This window comes from Brevibacterium daeguense, assembly GCF_021729135.1.
In the GTDB taxonomy this organism is placed as follows: domain Bacteria; phylum Actinomycetota; class Actinomycetes; order Actinomycetales; family Brevibacteriaceae; genus Brevibacterium; species Brevibacterium daeguense.
Genome location: NZ_JAJTWW010000003.1, coordinates 235,353 through 257,191 on the forward strand (window position 1 = coordinate 235,353; position 21,839 = coordinate 257,191).

Below are 21,839 nucleotides of genomic sequence, written 5' to 3' on the forward strand. Positions count from 1 at the left end.
CGGCTCACCTGAACTGGCAGTGATCGGATGAGGGGGCGGAGAGTCATTGAACTGGTCCCCAAAAGTTGGACCGGTTGGCTAGGTCCCTAGACTGCGAGGGCCTGGGCTCGGTATCTTACCGGGCTCAGGCCCTCGAGTCGTTCAGAGATGCGGTCGTTGTTGTACCAGCTGATGTATTCGTGCAGGGCGGCTTCGAGGGCTCCGATGGTCAGGTAGCGGGCGTGGTGGAAGCACTCTTCCTTGAGGTGGCCGAAGAAGTTCTCGATCACGGCATTGTCGAAGCAGTTCGCCTTCCGGGACATCGACTGCAGTGCTCCGGCATCGGCGATGAGCTGACGCCAGGAGCGGTGTTGATTCTGGAATCCCCGATCCGAGTGCACCAGGGGCTGTTGCCCGGGTTCGAGTGTGGCAATGGCCCGCCGCAGGGCGGAATTGGTCAGGTCCAGATTTGGTGAGCTGCTGATCGAGTAGGAAATGATCTGGTGGTCAAATAGATCCATGATCGGTGACAGATAGAGCCTGTGGTCACCGACTCGGAATTCGGTCACGTCGGTGACCCATTTCTGGTTTGGAGCAGCGGCGGTGAACTGGCGGTCGAGCAGGTTGTCGGCGATCTGACCGAGTTCTCCCCGGTAGGACGGGTAGCGACGCTTGCGGCGCGTGCGGCAGACCAGCCCGAGCTCGCGCATGAGTTTGAGCACAGTCTTCTTCGCCACCTGCCTCCCGGTGCTGAGCAATTCTCGGTGCACCCGGCGGTGCCCATACCGGTTGTGGTTGCGGGTGAAGACCTCGGTGATCGCGGCCTTCAACTCGACATGGCGGTCCGGCGCGTTCAACCGGGCCTGATGGTAGAAGAACGTCGATCTGGGCAATCCCGCGATCTGGAGCAACAGGTCCAGCCGGTGTTCTGCCTTGAGGGAGACGACAGCGCGAACTCTTACCGCCGTTTCTGCGCCCTCAAGGCCCGCAATTTTCCCAGGTACGCGACCTCCGCGCGCAGGCGTTCGTTCTCCCGTCGCAATTGCTGCAGCTCGTCCGGCCCAGGGCGCTCGACACCGGGCTTGGTCGGCCTGCCAGCACGCTTCGGCCGTAGCCCCTCCTCGCCCTCCTGGCGATACTTTCGTGCCCACGTCTCGATCAGCTTCGGCGAGGACAGGTCGAACTCCCGGGCCAGATCCACTTTGGTCTCACCTGCCAGGAACCGACGCACCACATCGAGTTTGACCTCGAACGAGAACGAACCCTGCTTTGGTATTCGCACCAGTGCCCCGCTTCCACGAACCCGCCAACGGTCATAGAGCCGATGCACCGGTCTCCCCGCAACACCGAGGCGTCTGGCCGCAGCGACCCAGCCCCAATCGGCTTCGAACAACGCTATCGCTGCACGACGCTGTTCCATAGACAAAGAACTCTTCGGATGCATAGAACTGCTCCCCGGAAATCGGAACTGAGTAATTCAGTCCAACTTCCGGGGAGCAGTTCACATCGACTCTCCGCCCCCTTCGTGTTGATCTGCAATCGGTCGGCGGCGATCCCGATGAGGAGCGAGGCTGAAGCATTGGCCGGGCGAGAGGAACCGGCTGGGCAGGACTCTTCGACTCCTGATGCGTCGGGTCAGGCTGACTGGGGTCCACCCGGATTGCGCGTGGGGCCAGTAGACGTATCTGCCGCTTGTTCGGAACCGCCAAAGGTGTGCTTGGGAGCCACCCTGCTTGCGCGTGACCGCGCAGATGCCCTGCGCGCGCCCCACGGCTGGTACGGCCCCGATGACGGGCGTCGAGATGCCGGGGAAGCATGCCCCGCCCAGACCGGCCCCAGGTGCGGTCCCGTCCCGGCCTGGGCGCCGACGGCGGTGTCGACGACGTGTGAAAGATGGCTCCTTGGCGGCGGGTGAGTCCTGACCCCCTCAATCGATGCTAGGAGGCATGATCACAATGGAAGACTGGGCCGAGACTCGGCGGTTACACCGGGCCGAGGGGCTGCCGATCAAGGAGGTCGTCCGGCGAACGGGCAAGGCACGGAACACGGTCAGGAGGCGTTGGCCTCGGACGAGCATCCGGCCTACCGCCGTCCGGGCAGGGGCTCGATCGTGGACGCGTACGAGCCGGAGATCCGGAAGCTGCTGGTGAAGTATCCGCAGATGCCGGCCACGGTAATCGCTCAGCGGATCGGCTGGAGCACCTCGATGACAGTGCTGTAAGACCGGGTCCGGGTAATCCGTCCGGACTATGCACGGGCCCAGACGGGTCCCGACTGTGCACGGGCCCAGACGGGCCTCGGAGTCGGTCCCGGCTTCGGCGCCGACTGCGGAGCCGACCGGTGACCCCACATTCGTTGCCAGGACGCGGAGGGGCGGTGTGCAGTGCCCGTGCGGGCGGGTTGTGCCGGCTCGGCCCGGGGAGGGCTCGGGCCGGTTCGTAGACAGCGTCGCCGAGGCAGTAGAACGCCTCGGCGACTGCCTGCGCGGACGGCAGGATCCCGATGTCGTCGACGGCGACGAGAGCCTTGGCCAGTGTCGTGGACGTCGGTGATGGAACCGTCGCCGAGCCTCCTTCCGCCCCTTCCCGTGGAATGCCCCGCCAACGTGCAGAGACTGCCCGTGGAGCGGCCAAGGAACTTGCGGACGGTCATCTCTGGGCATGACTGACACCCACCGCCGACGGGCCCCGCAGTGACAGGGCAGGCACGCAGCCGAAGGCTCAGGAGAGTGTGACGATGCACAGCGCGATCCACCGGGAAAACGCAGAAGGAAGGCCGAGGCTGCAGCCTCGGCCTTCCTTCTCGTATGCAAGCAGGGTCAGTGAGCGTGATCCCCGCGGTCGTACTCGTAGACCAGTCCAATCAGTCCAATCACGACGAGCAGCCCGCCGAATGGCGTGATCCACCAGCCGATCGCCACACCGGCGAAGACCGTTCCGGCTCCGGCGGCCAGGAAGATCGGCCACCAGCTCCACGGGCTGAAGAACCCGTACTCGTACGCCTCGTCGGAGATCTCTCCATCCAGGTCGTCAGCCGGGATTCGGCCGGTGCTCCGGTTCTGCAGCCAGACATAGACGCCGATCATCGCCGTCATCACGCCGAGGCCGAGGAGTCCGGGGAATCCGACCATCTCCTGGAAATCGGTGAGGATGCCGTAGATGATCCCGACGGGGACGAAGAAGAAGATCCCGCTACCGAAGATGATTGCAGCAGTCTTCATCGATTGGTCCTTTCGACGACCGAATAGGCGTCAGCAGAGTGGCCGGCAAGTTCCAGCAGCTCGGGGTGGTTCGCATCGAACGCGGGGCGCTCGGAGCGGATCCGGGGCAGCGAGGTGAAGTTGTGGCGCGGGGGCGGGCACGAGGTCGCCCATTCGAGCGATGAGCCGTAGCCCCACGGATCGTTCACGGTCACCTTCGGAGCCTTGCGAGCGGTGACCCACACATTCCAGAAGAACGGGATCATCGACAGGCCCAGGATCAGCGAGCCGACGGTCGAGATCTGATTCATCCACGTGAAGCCGTCCTGAGGCAGGTAGTCAGCGTACCGGCGCGGCATTCCGTCCGCGCCCATCCAGTGCTGGATCAGGAAGGTCATATGGAAGCCGACGAACAGCAGCCAGAAGTGGATCTTGCCGAGCGACTCGTTGAGCATTCGCCCGGTCCACTTGGGCCACCAGAAGTAGAAGCCGGCGAACATGGCGAACACCACGGTGCCGAAGACGACGTAGTGGAAGTGTGCCACCACGAAGTAGGTGTCGGACACCTGCATGTCCAATGCCGGGCTGGCGAGGATGACACCGGTCAGACCGCCGAAGGTGAAGGTCACCAGGAAGCCCAGCGCCCACAGCATCGGGGTCTCGAATGTCAGCGAGCCGCGCCACATGGTGCCGATCCAGTTGAAGATCTTGACTCCCGTCGGCACGGCGATCAACATCGTCATCAGCGCGAAGAACGGCAGCAGAACAGCACCGGTGACGTACATGTGGTGAGCCCAGACGGTGACGGAGAGCGCAGCAATCGCGATCGACGCATAGACGAAGCCCTTGTAGCCGAAGATCGGCTTCCGGCTGAAGACCGGAATCACCTCGGAGATGATTCCGAAGAAGGGCAGAGCGATGATGTAGACCTCGGGGTGCCCGAAGAACCAGAACAGATGCTGCCAGAGGATCGGCCCGCCGTTCTCCGGACTGAACACGTGCGCCCCGAGGATGCGATCCGCCCCCAGCGCCAGCAGTGCCGCGGCCAGCGGCGGGAACGCCATCATGACGAGGAGGCCGGTGACCAGCACGGTCCAGGTGAAGATCGGCATCCGGAACATGGTCATGCCGGGTGCGCGCATCGTGATGATGGTGGTGATGAAGTTGACGGAGCCCAGAATCGTGCCGAAGCCCTGGAACCCGAGTCCCATCACCCAGAGATGTCCACCGAGTCCCGGTGAGAACGTCGTGTTGCTCAAGGGTGCATAGGCGGTCCAGCCGAACGAAGCCGCACCCTGCGGAGTCAGGAATCCGGACAGCGCGATGAGGCTGCCGAACAGGAATACCCAGAACGCGAATGCGTTCAGCCGCGGGAAGGCGACGTCGGGTGCGCCGATCTGCAGCGGCATGATGACGTTCGCGAAGCCCGCGAACAGCGGGGTCGAGAACATCAGCAGCATGAGCGTGCCATGCATGGTGAACAGCTGGTTGTACTGTTCCTTGGTCTCAATGAACTGCATGCCGGGCTCGAACAGCTCGAGCCGGATCAGCAGGGCCATCACGCCGCCGATGCAGAAGAACAGGAACGACGCGATCAGGTACATGTAGCCGATCGTCTTGTGATCAGTCGAAGTGATCCAGTCGACGATTATCCGGCCCTTGCTCTTCGGCAGCGGGTCGTACCCTGCCACCGAAGTGCTTCGGTTCTCAGCGACGGCTGTCATGACTCAGCCCCTTCTCTCTCGTACGGGTTCTGGTACCACTCGGTGCGGTCGTACTCCGGTCCCAGAATCCCGGTGTTGCCCTGCTGACGGAGTCCGTCGGTGTAGTCCAGGTATTCGTCCATCGGGACGACTTCGACATTGAACAGCATCTCGGAATGGAACTCGCCGCACAGCTCGGCGCACTTGCCGACATACGTGCCTTCCTTGAGCGGCCGCAGGTGAATGCTCGATTCCCGCCCGGGAATCATGTCCCGCTTCTCAAGGAACGCCGGGACCCAGAACGAGTGGATGACGTCGCGTGAGCGCATCACGAGCTCCACGTCGGTGTCGGCCGGCAGGTAGAGCGTCGGCGCGTCGTAGCCCGGCTGCTCGGTGCCGTCCAGGTTGACCTGGACGCCAGCGTAGTGGACGTCTTCGGTGACGTAGTTGAAGTCCCACGCCCACTGCTTGCCGACCACTTCGATGACCTGCTCGCCGGGCGTCCGATCATCGGTGGTCTGCTCCAGCGTGTTCACGGTCTGGAAGAACAGGCCCATCACCACGATCACGGGGATCACTGTGTACAGGATCTCGATGGGCATGTGGTAGGCCATCTGAACGGGCAGACCCCGGTCGGACTTCTTGCGCCGGTAGACGACGACGCACCACAGCATCAGGCCCCAGGCCAGCGCCCCGACGATCAGAGCGGTGATCCAGTTGCCGGTCCACAGAGAGGTGTAGGCATCCGTGTGGGACGTTGCCCCCTTGGACTCCACGGGATAGAACCCAACTTCCCACTGCTCTCTGTTGCACCCGGTGAGCAGGGTTGTCATGGCAACTGCGCCGAGTACACCAAGTCCCTTGGCCCAGGACCTTCGAGTCCTGCGTACTGGCTGATTCGGAGAATCCACGTGCAGCCTTTCACAACTTTCGTCGGCGTCCGCGACCCGAGCCCGTCGCGCTCAGCTGCGTCTCGCAGCGGCAGAGCGGACCTCAGATCGGACAGAACGCCGAATACTGACTTTGTCTCGTACACCTTACCGCTACGAGCGGTAGAAAATCACACTTCTCTGCTCACTGAGTGAGAAATACCTGCGAATGCGGACCCGATTCTGCTCGGCCCAGGGCCTGCAGATACTCGAAGCCGTCGATCTCCGACACGCCGAGGGATTCGAGGTGTGGTGTCTGCCACTGGGTGTCGATGATCCACGGCACCTCGCTGTTCACCGCGTCGAGGATCTCGACCAGGCGCAGCAGAGCGACCTTGGACGCATCAGAGACGCGATGGAACATCGACTCGCCGGCGAAGACACTCCCGAAGGCCACACCGTAGAGGCCTCCCACCAATTCGCCCTCGCGCAGCACCTCCACCGAGTGGGCGTGCCCGCGGTCGTGGAGCTCGGAGTAGATGTCGACGACTGCCGGCGTGATCCAGGCACCGGACCTGCCCGAGTCCGCGCACGCTGCGATCACCTCGGGGAATCGCTGATCCACTGACCACTCGAAGCGTCTGGCGGACCGGCGCAGGCTCTTGGCGACGCGCAGCTCGCCCGTTCTCAGCACACCGCGACGGCGCGGCGCCCACCAGCCGATGGGACCGGCGCCCGATTCGCCCAGCCCCATCGGGAACAGTCCCGCCCGGTACGCAGAAAGGACCTGGGAGGCGCTCAGCGCAGTGCCGACTGCGCGGAGGTCTCCCAGGTCCATGACCAAGCTGGGCCGGGTGGGCTCAGTGGAAGGAATCGCCGCAGGCGCAGGAGCCTCCGGCATTCGGATTGTCGATCGTGAAGCCCTGCTTCTCGATCGTGTCCGAGAAGTCGATGGTCGATCCGTTGAGGTAGGGAACGCTCATACGGTCGACGATGACCTCGACGCCGCCGAAGTCCCGCACTGCGTCGCCGTCCAGGAATCGCTCATCGAAATAGAGCTGGTAGATCAGCCCCGAGCAGCCACCGGGCTGCACCGCAACACGCAGACGCAGGTCGTCGCGCCCCTCCTGGGTCAACAGGCTGCGAACCTTGTCCGCGGCCGTCTCGGACAGTTCGACCTCGTGAACCGGCACGTCTTCTCTCGTGACTGTCATGAGCTCTCCTCCTCAAACGTCGTGTGCCAATCAGGCTACACCAGGAACAGCAGGCGATTCGGGGTTATTCCCGCCAGAGCCGATCGAGCAGCAGCGTCTCGGCAACGATCGCCGAGGCGAAGTCAGGGACGTAGAGCGACTCATTCGCGCTGTGCGCGCGCGCATCCGGATCCTCCACCCCGGTGACCAAGATCGACGCCTCGGGGAAGACTGCGAGCAGGTCGGCGATGAAGGGAATCGAACCGCCCAGACCCATCAGCACGCTCTCCGTGCCGTACCCGTCGCTCAGGGCCTGCCGGGCGAGGCCGATTGCAGGGTCGGTCAGATCCGCTCGCCATGGGTGGCCACCCTCCGTCGCACCGAACTCGACCAGGGCACCGAAGGGCACATTGCCCGCGATGTGCTGACGGACCTGCTGCAGGGCGGCCTCGGGCGCGTCTCCCGGCGCCAATCGGATGGAGATCTTGGCGCGGACCGCAGCCTGGAGCGTGTTCGACGCATCATCGACTGTGGGCACGTCGACGCCGATGACCGTGATCGCCGGCTGCAGCCAGAGGCGGGAGGAGAGGCTGCCCTCCCCCACCAGGGACGTGCTCGGCAGAACGCCCGAGTCCCGCCGCACGTCCGCCTCGGCATACTCCACATCTGCGGTGAGCGTCCGCTGCAGACCTTCGACCGCGACCGTGCCGGTGTCATCGTGCAGGCTCGCAAGCACCCGAGTCATCGCCATCATCGCGTCCGGCACCACTCCGCCGTACATGCCCGAGTGCACCGAGTGATCCAGAGTGCGCACCGTGAATTCGAGCGATGCCATCCCACGCAGGCTGGATGTCAGGGCGGGCACGCCGGGTGCCCAGTTCCCGGAGTCGGCGACGACGATGACGTCACCGGCAAGCTTCTCCCGATGCTGCTCCAGGAAGTTCCGGAAGCTGGGAGAGCCGGCTTCCTCCTCCCCCTCGACGAACAGCACCACGCCCACGCCGAGGCGCTCACCGAGCAGCTCGAGAGCCGTCAGGTGGACCATGATCCCGGCTTTGTCGTCAGCCGCGCCGCGGCCGAAGACCCGGTCACCCTTCCGCGTCGCGGTGAAGGGAGGAGTGTCCCACAGGCTCTCGTCCCCGGCGGGCTGCACATCATGGTGGGCGTAGAGGACCACCGTGGGACGGCCCGTCGGTGCCGGCCGGGAGGCGACGACCGCAGGATGGCCTTCCGTCCCGGCTGCCGTCGGAGCAGTCAGGATCTCCGCTGAGAGACCGACGGCCGAGGCCAGCGCGGCCACCGCCTCGGCGCTGGCCTCGACGTGAGCTCTGTCGTGGCTCGGCCAGGCGACCGACGGAATCGCCACCAGGCTGCTCAATGTGTCGAGGACCCGCGGAAAGTCGGGCTCGAGGCGACCGCGTACCTCAGCAGCGGTGAGCGGATGGTCGGAGGGCGGATCTGAATGGGTCATGCGTCCGATACTATTGAATGCGTGTTTGGACGGAACAAGGACTCAGTGAACCCGAGCGAGGCGGACCCGACCCCCGAGGACGCCGCTGCGGCCTCGCCGGAGTCGACGTCGAGCAACCCTGCCGAGGCGAAGAAGAACCGTCCGACGCCCAAGCGCACGGCGCAGGAGGCGGCCCGCAGGCAGCCGCTGGTGCCCGAGGACCGCCGCGAGGCGAACCGTCGGGCGAAGGACGAGATCCGCCGGGATCGCGATCGGGCCCGTGCCGGTGTCATGCAGGGCGACGAGCGATACCTCACGACGCGCGACCGGGGACCGCAGCGCCGGTTCGTCAGGGACTATGTCGACGCCCGGTTCTCGATCGGCGAACTGTTCATCCCGGTTGCGCTGGTCGTCCTCATCCTCGGCATGTTCGGCGGGCCGCAGTTCCAGCTGATCGCCAACATCGTGGTCTACGGTCTCCTGGCCCTGGTCATCCTCGACTCGTTCGTCCTCAACTACCAGGTCAAGGGGAAGTTGGCCGACAAGTTCGGCGGCCGGGACAAGCTCGAGAAGGGGCTGACGTTCTACGCCGTCATGCGTGCGATCCAGATGCGGCCTCTGCGGATCCCGAAGCCGCAGGTCAAGCGCGGTCAGTATCCCAGCTGATCCCCCGGCCCGACGGGATCGTCAGTCCCCGGGCCGTCAGTCACGCAGCGATCCACCGGCCTCCCGGTCCGCCGGCTCGCCGGGGTCAGCGGCGGAGGCGCCGGAGCATCCGGCCGACCCAGAACGGACCCCCGTAGATCAGTCCGGAGTACACCTGAACCAGGTCCGCCCCAGCGGCCAGGCGGGCTCTGACATCGCGCTCGTCTGCGATTCCGCCGACTGAGATCACCGTCATCCCGTCGCCCACCCGGCGCTTGACCAGTCGGAGCACTTCGAAGGAGCGGTCGGCCAGCGGCTCCCCGGAGATCCCACCGGCCTCCGCCTCGGCGCGGGCGCGATCGCGGCCGTCGAGCACACCGCGATCGACTGTGGTGTTGGTGGTGATCAGACCGTCGACGCCCAGCCGGAGAGCGAGCTCGGCGATGTCGATCACGTCCTCGTCACTGAGGTCAGGCGCGATCTTCACCAGCAGCGGGACGTGCCCGAGTGTTGAACGCGGAGTCTCGACCGCCTCGGCCGCGGCTTCCCGGACCGCGCGGATGATGGGCTCGAGCGCCCGGGTGGACTGCAGATCACGCAGGCCGGGGGTGTTGGGCGAGCTGACGTTGATGACAAGGTAGTCGGCCAGCGGCGCCAGGATCTCCGCGGAGGTGCGGTAGTCCTCAGCAGCGCGAGCGGCGTCGACCACTTTGGTCTTGCCGATGTTCACGCCGATGACGGGCCGCCGATGTGCCGGCATGCGATCGATCCGAGCCCGGGCTGTCCGCAGGTTGAATGAGGCCTTGCGCGCTCCGTCGTTGTTGAAGCCCATGCGGTTGACGATCGCTCGGTGGTCGAGCAGCCGAAACAGCCGGGGCCTGGGGTTGCCCGGCTGGCTGTGAGCCGTGAGTGTCCCGACTTCGACGTGCCCGAACCCCAGCAGCGCCAGCGCGCGGACTCCGGCGGCGTTCTTGTCGAAGCCCGCGGCCAGCCCGAGGCGGTTGGGGAACGGCAGGCCGATCACCTCGACCGGGTCGGAGGTCCCGCGCCCGAAGACGCGGGTAGCGGCAACGCGGAGTCCGGGAATCCTGTCGAGGGCGCGCAGGCCGGTGAAGCTCACTCGGTGGGCGCGCTCGGCGTCCATGGGCACGAAGACCGTGCGGAAGATCAGAGAGTACACGGAAGCATCCTATCGGCAGGACCGCGAGCCCAGCTCTCCCCCGCGTCCGCTCCCGTCCTCCCCACTCCGACTCAGTTCCTACTACGATCGAACACGGATACGCGGAATTTCGACGAAAGGATTCGCATGAGCTCCCCCATCATCGACATCACCTCGGACACGTCCTCTCCCGCAAAGGCCAGGGCCGACGTCCTTGTCGTCGGACTGACTTCGGGCAAGGACGATCCGCAGGTCGTCGGAGCAGGCGAACTGCCCAAGGCTGTGCGCTCCGAGCTGGAGAGCGCGGCCAAGGCGGTCGGATTCAGCGGCGCTGCTGACGGTTCGGTTCGGCTCCCCGGCATCAAGGGACTCAGCGCGAGCTCGGTGATCCTGGCCGGACTCGGCAGCTTTGACGAGCTCGACCTCATCAGCGAAGCCCAGGCGGACGCTGCCCACGAGGTGCTGCGCCGCGCTGCGGGCAGCGCGATCCGCTCCTTGAGCAAGGGCGAGACCGTTGCACTGGCGCTGCCGACCGGAACCACCGAAGCCGCCGAGGCGGTCGCCACCGGGGCCGTGCTGGGCGCCTACCTCTACGCGGAGTACCTGAGCGAGCCCGGCAAGCGCAAGCCCGTCGGCAGCATCACTGTGCTCACCGACAGCAAGTCGGCTCCCGGGGTCGATCGCGGTGCGCACATCGCGGCGGCTGCCAACCGCGCGCGCGATCTGGTCAATCAGCCGCCGCTGGACCTGTATCCCGAGACATTCGCCCAGGCCGTCGCCGATCAGGCGAAGGGCCGCAAGGTCAAGGTCACGGTGCTCGACGACGCAGCCCTCGAGTCCCAGGGCTACGGCGGGCTCACCGGTGTCGGCAAGGGATCGCCGCGCGGTCCGCGCCTGGTCAAGCTCGAGTACTCGCCGCGCAGGGCCGGCAGGCACCTGGCTCTCGTCGGCAAGGGGATCACCTTCGACTCCGGCGGTCTCTCGCTGAAGCCGGCCGCGTCGATGGAGGACATGAAGTCGGACATGGCCGGTGCCGCGGCGGCCGCCCAGTCGCTGTTCGCGATCGCGGACCTCGGCCTCCCCGTGAAGGTCACCGCCTGGCTCGCGCTGGCGGAGAACATGCCGGGCGGCAACGCCCAGCGCCCCAGCGATGTGATCAGGATCTTCGGCGGGAAGACCGTCGAGGTCACCAACACGGACGCCGAGGGACGCCTCGTGCTCGCCGACGCGCTCGTCGCCGCGCAGCAGGACGGTCCGGACCTGCTCATCGACATCGCCACCCTCACCGGGGCTCAGGTGATCGCATTGGGCAACCGCGTCTCCGGCGTCATGGGCACCAACGGGGCCCGCAACCGCGTGGTCCTGGCAGCCGGCGTCAGCGGGGAGCAGATGTGGCCGATGCCGTTCCCCGAGGAGATCAGGAGCCAGTTCGATTCGACCGTGGCCGACCTCAAGAACTCCGGCAAGCGGGCCGGCGGAATGCTCGCCGCCGGGATCTTCCTCAAGGAGTTCGTGTCGGACGACGTGGAGTGGGCGCACATCGACATCGCAGGCCCGTCGTACAACACCGAATCGCCGTGGGGCTACACCCCGAAGGCCGCTACCGGCGTCCCGGTGAGGACGCTCGTCGAGGTGGCCGCACAGCTGGCCGGCGGGTGAGGCGGCTTACACCGATTCCGCCCCGCGGTTTCACGACAATTTCTGAGATGAATGGAAGGATGGGAGCAAACGAGCCGGTGACTCGGCACGGCCCGTCCATGATTTCGAGGAGCAATCCGTGAGTGATTCGGAAAACACGTACGATCTCGTCGTCCTCGGCGGCGGCACCGGCGGTTATGCAACCGCGCTGCGCGCCTCCCAGCTCGACATGAAGGTTGCGCTGATCGAGCGCGACAAGGTGGGCGGCACCTGCCTCCACCGCGGGTGCATCCCGACCAAGGCGCTCCTCCACGTTGCCGAAATCGCCGACGCCGCCCGTGACGCATCCTCCTTCGGCGTGAACGCCCAGCTCGAGAGCATCGACATGGAGAAGGTTCTCAAGTTCAAGCAGGGGATCACCGACCGCAACCACAAGGGCCTGCAGGGCCTGATCAAGGTCAACGGCATCGACTACTTCGCAGGCGAGGGCAAGCTCGTCAGCGAGGACACCATCGAAGTCAGCAGCGACGAGGGCACCCAGCAGGTCAAGGGCAGGCACCTGGTGCTGGCCACCGGCTCGGATTCGAAGACGCTCGGGATCGAGATCCGCGATCGCGTGATGACCAGCGAACAGGCACTCCTGTACGAGAACGTCCCGGAGTCGGCTGTCGTGCTCGGCGGCGGCGTGATCGGAGTCGAGTTCGCCAGTGTCTGGGCCTCGTTCGGTTCGAAGGTCACCATCGTCGAGGGTCTCCCCCACCTCGTCGCCAACGAGGACGAATCCATCTCCAAGGCTCTGGAGAAGGCGTTCAAGCGCCGCAAGATCGGCTACCAGCTCGGTGTGATGTTCGACAGCGTCGAACAGGATGACAACGGCGTGCACGTCAATCTTCAGGACGGCACTCAGATCGATGCTGATGTGCTCCTGGTGGCGGTCGGGCGCGGCCCCGTGACCACCGGGTTCGGCTTCGAGGAGCAGGGCGTCACCCTGGACCGCGGGTTCGTCATCACGAACGAGCGGCTGCACACCGGAGTCGGCAACATCTATGCGGTCGGCGACATCGTGCCCGGGCTGCAGCTGGCCCATCGCTGCTTCGCCCAGGGCATCTTCATCGCCGAGGAGATCGCCGGCATGAACCCCGCGCCGGTCGTGGAATCGGGAATCCCCCGCGTCACCTACTGCGATCCGGAGATCTTCTCCGTCGGTCTGACGGAGAAGAAGGCCGCGGAGGAATACGGCGAGGACAACATCACCACGATCGAGTTCCCATTGGGCGGCAACGCCAAGTCGGCGATCCTCAAGACCACCGGTTTCATCAAGGTGGTGAGCCAGCAGGACGGTCCCGTGCTCGGCATCCACGGCATCGGCGCGCGCTTGAGCGAGCAGGCCGGTGAAGCGCAGCTGATCGTCAACTGGGAGGCGTTCCCGGAAGAAGTCGCGCAGCTCATCCACGCGCACCCCACCCAGAACGAGGCGATCGGCGAGGCGTTCCTGGCGCTGGCCGGCAAGCCCCTGCATTTCCACAACTGATCCGAGGGAGACGAAAACCATGTCCAACACCGTGCAGATGCCGGCACTCGGTGAGTCGGTCACCGAAGGCACCGTTACGCGGTGGCTCAAGGAAGTCGGCGACGAGGTCGCCGTCGATGAGCCGCTGCTCGAAGTGTCGACCGACAAGGTCGACACGGAGATCCCCAGCCCCTACGCAGGCGTTCTCGAGAAGATCCTCGCGGAGGAAGACGATGAGGTCGAGGTCGGCGGCGACCTCGCGGTGATCGGCGACGGCTCCGGGTCGGACTCGTCTGATGATTCCTCCGGTTCCGCCGAGGGCGAGCAGCAGGAGGCACCCGCCGAGGAGCCCGAGCAGGATTCGGACGCGTCGGATGAGGCTCCCGCTGAAGCCGAGGACGACCAGGCCGGGTCTGAGGGCGACCAGGGCGGTTCCGAGGACGACCAGGCCGAACAGGAGCAGGCTTCTGACCAGGGCGGCTCAGCCGGAGGCGGAGAGTCGATCGAGGTCACGATGCCCGCGCTGGGCGAGTCGGTGACCGAAGGCACTGTGACCCGGTGGCTGAAGGAAGTCGGCGACGAGATCGAGGTCGACGAGCCGCTGCTGGAAGTGTCGACGGACAAGGTTGACACCGAGGTGCCCTCGCCGGTCGCGGGCATCGTGCAGAAGCTGCTGGCCGAGGAGGACGACACCGTGGAGGTCGGCGAACCGTTGGCTCTCATCGGCTCCGGTGCTCCCGCGGAGGATGCCGAGGAGCAGCCCGCTCCCGCAGCCGAAGAGGCATCGGCCGAAGAACCCTCGGACCAGGGGGCGGCGCCGTCTGCCGACGCGGCCGCCACCGAGGAGGAGGTCGAGGGCGAATCGGATGTCGAGGACGAGAAGGTCTCCGCAGCCGAGGAGTCCGACACGGAGGGCAGGGCCGCCGCGGAGCGAGTCGGGGCTGATACGCAGAAGTCGCCGGAGCCCGCTCCCGCGCAGCAGGAGCAGGCCGCGCAGCAGAAGGATGAGCAGCCCTCGGATCGCTCGGCCGACATCTCCGCAGCCGTCGGCTCCGATCACGCTGCCTACGTGACGCCGCTTGTCCGCAAGCTCGCCAAGAGCAAGGGAGTCGACCTCGGCAAGGTCACCGGCAGCGGCGTCGGAGGTCGGATCCGCAAGCAGGACGTGCTCGCTGCAGCGCAGAACGCCGCCGCCACCCAGGCCGCGGGTCCCGCCGAGGGCGAGGCGTCCCACGAGGCGTTCAAGCTGGAGATTCCGGAAGAGGCGCGCAAGCTGCGCGGCACGACGCAGAAGGCTCCGCGGATCCGGCAGACGATCGCGACCCGGATGCACGAGTCGCTGCAGACCACAGCCCAGCTCACCCAGGTCATCGAGATCGACATGAGTCGGGTCGTGAAGCTGCGCAAGGCGCGCAAGCAGGCGTTCCAGGACAAGCACGGCGTGAAGCTCACATACCTGCCCTTCTTCGCCAAGGCGATCACCGAGGCGCTGCAGGTGCACCCGAAGGTCAACGCCGTCTACGACGTCGAGGCCAAGGAGATCACCTACTTCGATCACGAGCACCTCGGCATCGCTGTCGACACCGACCGCGGGCTGCTCGTGCCGGTGATCAAGGACGCCGGGGAGCTCAGCATCGCCGGCCTGTCGAAGGCGATCGACGACCTTGCGGAGCGCACGCGCACCAACAAGATCGGGCCGGACGAGCTCTCGGGCGGGACGTTCACCATCACGAACATCGGCAGCGTCGGAGCCCTGTTCGACACGCCGATCCTCAATGTCCCGCAAGTGGGCATCATCGGAACCGGAATCATCACCCGGCGCCCCAAGGTGGTGCAGACCGTTGACGGCGAGGAATCGATCGCGATCCGCGACCTCGTCTACCTGCCGCTGACCTACAACCACCAGCTGGTGGACGGTGCGGATGCAGGCCGTTTCCTGCAGTCCATCAAGGCGCGGCTCGAGGACGGGAACTTCGAGGCCGACCTCGACCTCTGATCCCGATCCTCGGCAGAAGCCGGGGCATGACCAGCCGAGGGCCGGACGAACAGACTGTTCGTCCGGCCCTCGGCTGATTCATCCGGTGATGGTGACCTGAAAGACGCGCCAACTCCCGTCGTCCATCCTGAGCTCCACTTCGACATCCTGGACACCGTAGTCGCGCCGGGCTCCTGCAGGATCAACCACTGCCGTCCGCATGCTGATCGTGAGGACAGCCGTCTGCCCGGTGACGACGGGATCCGCGATCGAGCGCACGGTGATGTCGACATCGCTCCCGGCGAATTCTCCGATGGCAGCGGTCTGGTCTGCAGTCGCGGCGGGTGAGCCGCGAACCGTCAACGATCTCAGCAATTCGGGGTCCCCGGTCTCGTAGGCTTCTTCTCTCAGGGTGGTCAGCTGCTCGAAGGCCGCCACCGGGTCGGAGGGCCCACTCTCCATCGCGGGCACGGATTCGGTCGCAGTGGATTCGGCGGGTGCTGATGAGGCCGCCGGCGGTGCGGAGGTCTGCAGCCCCTGTGGTCCTGCGACTGCCGTGCTCGTCCGGTCAGCGCCGGGGGTCAGCAGCAGGACGGCTCCGCAGAGCAGGGCAGCCGCGGCGGCACCGGCGCCCACGATCCGCCATCTGCTCTGAGTCGTGCCGAGGACGGCTCTGCTCCGAGCGCTGAATGGGCGGCCCGCCGGCGCAGGGCCCGCTCCCCTGCCGGCCGTGCCTTGGGGTGTGGCGCCTCGGCGTCCGGTGCCTTGGCGTGTGGTGCTTTGGCGTGTGGTGCCTTGGCGTGTGGTGCCTCGGCGTCCGGTGCCTTGGGGTGTGGCGCCTCGGCGTCCGGTGCCTCGGCGTGCGGCGCCTCGGAGTCGGCCGATCCCCGGAGGTGAACTGTCCGGTGCGGAGGACGGCGGGCGCTTCCCTTCCTCTGCACGAGCCGAAGGGGCTGCGAGTCGGCTGAGATAACCGGCGTCGAGCCGGAGCTGGGCCGTCACCGCTTCCCCGACGGGCACCTCGGGTTCCGAGGGCACGAAGGGCACGGGAGCCGGGTCGGCGATGCTTGCGAGCCGGACTGCCAGACCCGGCGGAAGCGATGTCGCCGGCGGCACCGCGCCCGCATCTCCCTCGAGGAGTTCGATGACGAGCTCGGCCAGCGGCGGAAGGGGCGCCTGCGCCAGATCGCGGACCGGCATGGCCTTCTCCTGCCAGGTCTGGCCCGTCAGGCACAGGTAGGCCAGCTCACCGAACTCGCAGGGCGGAGAGACCTCATCCAGACCCTCGGTCCTGCACGGGACGACGCACACCAGTCCGGCGGCGTCGATCGCGAAGGCCTGGCGATGCACACGGGTGCGGCCGGGCGGCGGGTCGGGCAGCCGGTCGAGCGCAGCGAGGCATTCGAGCAGAACTCCAATGGTCTGTTCGGAGCTGAGTCCGCCGTGGCGCCGGAGGCTGTCGACCAGCATCCCGCCTTCCTGCCGCCCGACGAGGATCCCAGTCCTCGGCGTGCCCCCGGCATCGACGATCTCACCGCGCTCGGGTGCAGGTTCGGGCCAGTTCGCTTCGAGGTCCTGCTCATCGCCGTCGACGAGGAACCAGGCCGACAGCTCCCCTGACCGCACCCTGATGATGCCGGGTGCCACTTCCGCTTCCGGCTCCCATTTCTGCGCCATCTCAGCTCCTGCTTGTCATTGCGACGGTCTCAGGTTCATCACACCATCATTTGATGTTGTTTGGCAACGTTTGATGCCTCTCCAGGCGCTTGGGTCTGCGGCTTGGTGTCATCTGGTGACACTCGGCTGGTGAGGGGTCGTGAACCTGCATAGGCTGACGCCATGTCAACGTCGATGGAAACCTCCTTCGCTGTGGAAGTCCTGGGGCTCGACCCGACGCTGGTCGACTATCGCTCCGCGTGGAGGAGGCAGCAGCAGTACCACCGGGAGATCGTCGCCGACACCCGTCCTTCGACCCTTCTCGTACTGGAGCACTCCGAGGTCTTCACTGCGGGCAGACGCACCGAGGATTTCGAACGGCCGACCGGAGGCGTCGAGGTGATCGATGTGGATCGGGGCGGCAGGATCACCTGGCACGGTCCCGGCCAGCTGGTCGTCTATCTCCTCTACCGACTCCACGATCCCAAGGAGGTCCGGCTCTTCGTCTCCCAGATCGAGGACGCCGTGATCGAGCTGTGTGCGCGCCGCTCGCTTCCGGCGAACCGGGTCGAGGGTCGTTCCGGCGTCTGGCTGCCCGCAGCCGGAGACCGGCCCGAGCGCAAGATCAGCGCAGTCGGCATCCGGATCCAGGATGGTGTCACCATGCACGGGCTCTCGCTCAACTGCTCCAATTCGAACTCCGGGTTCGACTCGATCGTTCCGTGTGGTATCGCGGACGCCGGAGTCACGAGCCTGACTGCCGAACTCGGCACCCGGATCACACCCGGCGACGTCGCGGACGAGCTCGTCGAGCTCCTGAGAACGCACGTCACCGCCTGATCCGCTCTTTCAGCCAGAACCCGCTCGTCGGAACCGTCTCCGATCCGATATCGCCAACAGTGAGGAAAGCACCGTGACCATTGCCAGCGAAGGCCGTCGACTGCTGAGGATCGAAGCGCGCAATTCCCAGACCCCGATCGAGGCGAAGCCTGCGTGGCTCAAGGCCAAGGCCAGCATCGGACCCGAGTTCACCGCGCTGAAGTCCCTGGTGCGGAAATCCGAGCTCAACACGGTCTGCGAGGAGGCCGGCTGCCCGAACATCTTCGAGTGCTGGGAGGACCGGGAGGCGACATTCCTGATCGGCGGCGAGCAGTGCACCCGACGCTGCGACTTCTGCCAGATCGACACCGGCAAGCCCGCACAGTTCGACGCGGACGAACCCCGTCGCGTTGCCGCTTCCGTCGCCGAGATGGGCCTGCGGTATTCCACGATCACGGGAGTCGCACGCGACGATCTGTCGGATGGAGGCGCGTGGCTCTACGCCGAGACCGTGCGCCGCATCCATGCCATCGAGCACCAGGATGGTCGCGGCACCGGAGTCGAGCTGCTGATCCCGGATTTCGATTCCGACGACGAGCAGCTGGCTGAGGTGTTCTCCTCGCGGCCGGAGGTGCTGGCCCACAATGTCGAGACGGTGCCGCGGATCTTCAAGCGGATCCGACCGGGATTCCGCTACGAGCGCTCCCTGTCGGTGCTGACGAAGGCACGCGCGGCCGGCTTGGTGACGAAGTCGAACCTCATCCTCGGGATGGGCGAGACCAACGACGAGGTCGTCGAGGCCCTGGAAGACCTGCACGAGGCCGGCACCGACCTCGTGACGATCACCCAGTATCTCCGACCGTCGCCCCGGCATCACCCGATCGAGCGGTGGGTCAAGCCGCAGGACTTCGTCGAATTGCGCGATGCGGCCGAGCGGATCGGCTTCCTGGGCGTGATGTCCGGCCCGCTGGTGCGCTCCTCCTACCGAGCCGGGCGACTCTGGGCACAGGCGATGCGCAAGCGGGGTCATGAGATCCCGGAGCATCTCATCCATCTCGACCGGGAAACCCCGGCCCAGCAGGAGGCTCAATCGGTCGTCGACGCCTTCGGACCGGGAGAAGAGGTAAACTTCTAGTCCGAAGCCCATCCGAACACCGATCGAGCGAGAGAATGTCACAGCAGGAAGAGAAGCCGCGCCGCCTGTTCAGGCGCAAGCCCAAGGACCCCAACACGACCGGCCGACTGGCTCAGATGAAGCAGGTCTTCCAGCTGGCTCGTCGGCACAACCCGGCCTCCGTGTGGCTGATGGCCGCGGCCATTCTCGGCTTCACGGCTCTGGGCGTCGTGGGCGGGTACTTCTTCGGCACGATGTGGCTGTGGGTGATCCTCGGCCTGATGGTCGGAATCTTCCTGGCGATGTTCATGCTGGGCCGATTCGCCGAAACAGCAGCGTTCGCGGAGATGAAGGGGCAGCCGGGAGCCATCGGAGCAGTGCTCAACACCGCTCGCCGCGGCTGGCTAATGGACGAGCAGCCGATCACGATCGATCCTCGAACCCAGGACCTCGTGTATCGAGCAACCGGCAAGGGCGGCGTCGTACTGTTCAGCGAAGGTCCCCCGAACCGAGCTGCCAAGCTCTTGGCCAAGGAGAAGAAGCGCCACGAGCGGGTTCTCCCCAATGTGCCGATCCACACCTTCCAGGGCGGGGACGGCGCCGACCAGATTCCTCTGGACAGGGTGATCCGCACTGTGCACAAGGTGCCGCGCGGGCTCAACAAGGCCGAGGTGCTGGCGGTGCGCAAACGGCTCACCGCTCTCGGCACCATGACTTCCAGGCCTCCGATCCCCAAGGGGATCGACCCGATGCGCGCGCGTCCGGACCGCCGGGCGCTGCGCGGCCGCTGAGGTCAGCAGCTCACTGATGATTCGAGCCCGGGACCGGAGTCCTGGGCTCGAATTGTGCGTGCGCCGCCGGCCCGGTCATCACCGGCGGACGATGACCGTCCGGCCTGCGACGTCATGGAATCCGCGGCGGTCGACATTGAAGATCAGGGCCGGAATCACCAGGCACAGCAGGACAGTGCGGAGGAAGCCTGCGCGGAAGCCCGGGGCGCTGCCGTCGAAGCGGCGGACCTCGATCCCGAACACGCGATGGCCGACTGTGGTGCCGAGCGTGGAGACCAGGACGAAGTGCTGGACGGCGAACACGGCCAGAATCGCCAGTTCGTGCCCCGCGAACAGGAACAGCGCGATGACATAGCTCATCCCCCAGTCGAAGCAGAGCCCGAGCAGCCGCCGCCACAGCGGAGCCGTCGAACCGGGTCCCGACTCGGGAAGGCCGAGATTCTTGCCGGGCCAGTAGTCCTCCGGGACGGAGAACTGCGGGCCGTGGAGCCAGGAGCCGATGTCTTCGCGATCAATCACGACCACCAGCGTACCCCTCGCTCCTCGGCGCGTCTCGGGATCGTTCGCGGGGCGCCTTTCTCGCGACGACGCGAAACATGCCGGAAACACCGGAGACATTCCGCTTTAACTCCTTCTGACTAGACTGTGATCAGCCGCGCAGGCAGCCGGCCCGCGTCTTCCGTTCGCCCATACCCCAGGAGTGATCTTGTTCTCCACACCAGCCGAACTCGTTGCCTATCTCAAAGAGAACGAGGTCCAGTTCGTCGATATCAGGTTCTGCGACCTTCCCGGAGTGGTTCAGCACTTCAACCTGCCGGCTTCGGCCTACGGCGAGGAGGAGATCAGCGAGGGTCTGCTGTTCGACGGCTCCTCCATCCGGGGATTCCAAGGGATCCACGAGTCGGACATGAAACTGCTCGCGGATGTCTCCTCGGCGTTCATCGATCCTTTCCGTGAAGCCAAGACGATGGTCATCACCCACTCGATCGTCGACCCCTTCACCGACGAGCCCTACTCGCGGGACCCGCGTCAGGTGGCCGCGAAGGCCGAGGCCTACCTCAAGAGCACTGGCATTGCCGATACGGCTCTCTTCGGAGCAGAAGCGGAGTTCTACCTCTTCGACAGCATCCAGTACCAGAACGATCCGGGCCATGGGTTCTTCAAGATCGACTCGATCGAAGCAGCCTGGAACACCGGCGCCGAGGAGCTGGGCGGCAATCTCGGCTACAAGACTCCGTACAAGGGCGGGTACTTCCCCGTCTCCCCGCAGGACCACTTCGCCGACGTGCGTGACGCGATCTCCCTGACCCTGGCGCAGATCGGCTTCCAGGTCGAACGCGCTCACCACGAGGTGGGAACCGCCGGCCAGCAGGAGATCAACTACCGTTTCGACACGCTGCAGCACGCCGGCGATCAGCTCCTCGACTTCAAGTACATCGTCAAGAACGTCGCCTGGGAGTTCGAGAAGTCGGCCACCTTCATGCCGAAGCCGCTGTACGGCGACAACGGCTCCGGCATGCACTGCCATCAGTCCCTGTGGAAGGACGGCGAACCGCTGTTCTATGACGAGAACGGCTACGCCGGGCTCTCCGACCTCGCCCGCTGGTACATCGGCGGTCTGATCGAGCATGCGGGTGCGGTCCTCGCGTTCACCAATCCGACGATCAACTCCTACCGGCGTCTGGTCAAGGGCTATGAGGCTCCGGTCAACCTGGTCTACTCGGCGCGCAACCGCTCCGCGGCCATCCGCATCCCGGTGACCGGCGCATCGCCCAAGGCGAAGCGCCTGGAGTTCCGGGTGCCGGACCCGTCGGCGAACCCGTACCTGGCCTTCTCGGCCCAGCTGATGGCCGGTCTGGACGGCATCAAGAACCGGATCGAGCCACCGGAGCCGATCGACAAGGACCTCTACGAACTGCCGCCCGAGGAAGCCGCTGACATCAAGCTCGTGCCGGGTTCGCTGGAGGACGCGCTGGTGGAGCTGGAGGCCGACCACGACTTCCTCACCGCGGGCGACGTCTTCACCCCGGACCTCATCGAGACCTGGATCGACTACAAGCGCGAGCACGAGATCGCCGTCGCCAAGCTGCGTCCGACTCCGACCGAGTTCGAGCTCTACTACTCGCTCTGAGCTTGACC

The 21,839-nt window shown here is 65.9% G+C and carries 19 protein-coding genes and 1 pseudogene; 9 read left to right on the plus strand and 11 right to left on the minus strand.

Annotated features, from left to right (window positions below; translation table 11 throughout):
• Window positions 1-86 precede the first annotated feature (86 nt).
• Both LXN01_RS04730 and LXN01_RS04735 read right to left on the minus strand, forming a co-directional pair.
• Window positions 87-890 carry an IS3 family transposase gene (locus tag LXN01_RS04730; RefSeq protein ID WP_236863416.1) on the minus strand — a complete coding sequence of 268 codons (804 nt, stop codon included), beginning with the start codon at window positions 888-890 and terminating at the stop codon, window positions 87-89.
• A 47-nt stretch (window positions 891-937) separates the two neighbouring features.
• Window positions 938-1,399 carry a helix-turn-helix domain-containing protein gene (locus tag LXN01_RS04735; protein WP_236863417.1) on the minus strand — a complete coding sequence of 154 codons (462 nt, stop codon included), beginning with the start codon at window positions 1,397-1,399 and terminating at the stop codon, window positions 938-940.
• Window positions 1,400-1,925: 526 nt separating this feature from the next.
• Between LXN01_RS04735 and LXN01_RS04740 the strand changes: the two are divergent.
• Window positions 1,926-2,197 (plus strand): annotated as a pseudogene (locus tag LXN01_RS04740) (IS21 family transposase); the annotation flags it as partial.
• A 600-nt stretch (window positions 2,198-2,797) separates the two neighbouring features.
• Here LXN01_RS04740 and LXN01_RS04745 read toward each other — a convergent pair.
• From LXN01_RS04745 to LXN01_RS04770, 6 genes are all read right to left on the minus strand, one after another.
• Window positions 2,798-3,199 carry a cytochrome c oxidase subunit 4 gene (locus LXN01_RS04745; protein ID WP_236863418.1) on the minus strand — a complete coding sequence of 134 codons (402 nt, stop codon included), beginning with the start codon at window positions 3,197-3,199 and terminating at the stop codon, window positions 2,798-2,800.
• Window positions 3,196-4,902 carry an aa3-type cytochrome oxidase subunit I gene (gene ctaD / locus LXN01_RS04750; RefSeq protein ID WP_236863419.1) on the minus strand — a complete coding sequence of 569 codons (1,707 nt, stop codon included), beginning with the start codon at window positions 4,900-4,902 and terminating at the stop codon, window positions 3,196-3,198. The genes LXN01_RS04745 and ctaD overlap by 4 nt, the downstream gene beginning before the upstream one ends.
• The gene (gene ctaC / locus LXN01_RS04755; RefSeq protein WP_425547686.1) at window positions 4,899-5,792 is read right to left on the minus strand and encodes an aa3-type cytochrome oxidase subunit II; all 894 of its coding nucleotides are present in this window, start codon (window positions 5,790-5,792) and stop codon (window positions 4,899-4,901) included. The genes ctaD and ctaC overlap by 4 nt, the downstream gene beginning before the upstream one ends.
• A gap of 163 nt (window positions 5,793-5,955) precedes the next feature.
• Window positions 5,956-6,588 carry a leucyl/phenylalanyl-tRNA--protein transferase gene (aat, locus tag LXN01_RS04760; protein WP_236863421.1) on the minus strand — a complete coding sequence of 211 codons (633 nt, stop codon included), beginning with the start codon at window positions 6,586-6,588 and terminating at the stop codon, window positions 5,956-5,958.
• A gap of 22 nt (window positions 6,589-6,610) precedes the next feature.
• On the minus strand, window positions 6,611-6,964 hold the full coding sequence (locus tag LXN01_RS04765) for a HesB/IscA family protein (protein ID WP_236863422.1): 354 nt from the start codon (window positions 6,962-6,964) through the stop codon (window positions 6,611-6,613).
• A 64-nt stretch (window positions 6,965-7,028) separates the two neighbouring features.
• Window positions 7,029-8,414, minus strand: coding sequence for a M20/M25/M40 family metallo-hydrolase (locus tag LXN01_RS04770; RefSeq protein ID WP_236863423.1), 1,386 nt, complete (start codon window positions 8,412-8,414; stop codon window positions 7,029-7,031).
• Between the two features lie 45 nt (window positions 8,415-8,459).
• Between LXN01_RS04770 and LXN01_RS04775 the strand changes: the two genes are divergently transcribed.
• Window positions 8,460-9,059: a DUF3043 domain-containing protein gene (locus LXN01_RS04775; protein WP_236863424.1), complete on the plus strand. Its 600-nt coding sequence runs from the start codon at window positions 8,460-8,462 to the stop codon at window positions 9,057-9,059.
• A gap of 85 nt (window positions 9,060-9,144) precedes the next feature.
• Here the strand turns inward: LXN01_RS04775 and LXN01_RS04780 are convergent, their stop codons facing one another.
• A complete protein-coding gene (locus LXN01_RS04780; protein WP_236863425.1) occupies window positions 9,145-10,218 on the minus strand; it encodes a quinone-dependent dihydroorotate dehydrogenase in 1,074 nt (357 codons plus the stop codon).
• Between the two features lie 126 nt (window positions 10,219-10,344).
• Between LXN01_RS04780 and LXN01_RS04785 the strand changes: the two genes are divergently transcribed.
• The 3 genes from LXN01_RS04785 to sucB all read left to right on the plus strand — a co-directional run bounded on the left by LXN01_RS04785 (window position 10,345) and on the right by sucB (window position 15,341).
• Entirely contained in the window at window positions 10,345-11,856 is a 1,512-nt protein-coding gene (locus LXN01_RS04785; protein WP_236863426.1) for a leucyl aminopeptidase, read from the plus strand.
• Window positions 11,857-11,974: 118 nt separating this feature from the next.
• A complete protein-coding gene (gene lpdA, locus LXN01_RS04790; RefSeq protein WP_236863427.1) occupies window positions 11,975-13,366 on the plus strand; it encodes a dihydrolipoyl dehydrogenase in 1,392 nt (463 codons plus the stop codon).
• A gap of 19 nt (window positions 13,367-13,385) precedes the next feature.
• Window positions 13,386-15,341: a 2-oxoglutarate dehydrogenase, E2 component, dihydrolipoamide succinyltransferase gene (gene sucB / locus LXN01_RS04795; protein ID WP_236863428.1), complete on the plus strand. Its 1,956-nt coding sequence runs from the start codon at window positions 13,386-13,388 to the stop codon at window positions 15,339-15,341.
• A gap of 78 nt (window positions 15,342-15,419) precedes the next feature.
• Here the strand turns inward: sucB and LXN01_RS04800 are convergent, their stop codons facing one another.
• Window positions 15,420-16,997 carry a hypothetical protein gene (locus LXN01_RS04800; RefSeq protein WP_236863429.1) on the minus strand — a complete coding sequence of 526 codons (1,578 nt, stop codon included), beginning with the start codon at window positions 16,995-16,997 and terminating at the stop codon, window positions 15,420-15,422.
• A 162-nt stretch (window positions 16,998-17,159) separates the two neighbouring features.
• Between LXN01_RS04800 and lipB the strand changes: the two genes are divergently transcribed.
• The 3 genes from lipB to LXN01_RS04815 all read left to right on the plus strand — a co-directional run bounded on the left by lipB (window position 17,160) and on the right by LXN01_RS04815 (window position 19,700).
• Window positions 17,160-17,816 (plus strand): lipoyl(octanoyl) transferase LipB, encoded by a 657-nt coding sequence (lipB, locus tag LXN01_RS04805; RefSeq protein WP_236863430.1) that lies wholly within the window; start codon window positions 17,160-17,162, stop codon window positions 17,814-17,816.
• A gap of 73 nt (window positions 17,817-17,889) precedes the next feature.
• A complete protein-coding gene (lipA, locus tag LXN01_RS04810; RefSeq protein WP_236863431.1) occupies window positions 17,890-18,930 on the plus strand; it encodes a lipoyl synthase in 1,041 nt (346 codons plus the stop codon).
• 35 nt (window positions 18,931-18,965) lie between these two features.
• Entirely contained in the window at window positions 18,966-19,700 is a 735-nt protein-coding gene (locus LXN01_RS04815) for a DUF4191 domain-containing protein (protein WP_236863432.1), read from the plus strand.
• A gap of 78 nt (window positions 19,701-19,778) precedes the next feature.
• Here LXN01_RS04815 and LXN01_RS04820 read toward each other — a convergent pair whose 3' ends face one another.
• Window positions 19,779-20,219, minus strand: a complete 441-nt coding sequence (locus tag LXN01_RS04820; RefSeq protein ID WP_236863433.1) for an RDD family protein — start codon at window positions 20,217-20,219, stop codon at window positions 19,779-19,781.
• 187 nt (window positions 20,220-20,406) lie between these two features.
• Here LXN01_RS04820 and glnA point away from each other — a divergent pair, with 187 nt between their 5' ends.
• The gene (glnA, locus tag LXN01_RS04825; protein ID WP_236863434.1) at window positions 20,407-21,831 is read left to right on the plus strand and encodes a type I glutamate--ammonia ligase; all 1,425 of its coding nucleotides are present in this window, start codon (window positions 20,407-20,409) and stop codon (window positions 21,829-21,831) included.
• Window positions 21,832-21,839 lie beyond the last annotated feature (8 nt).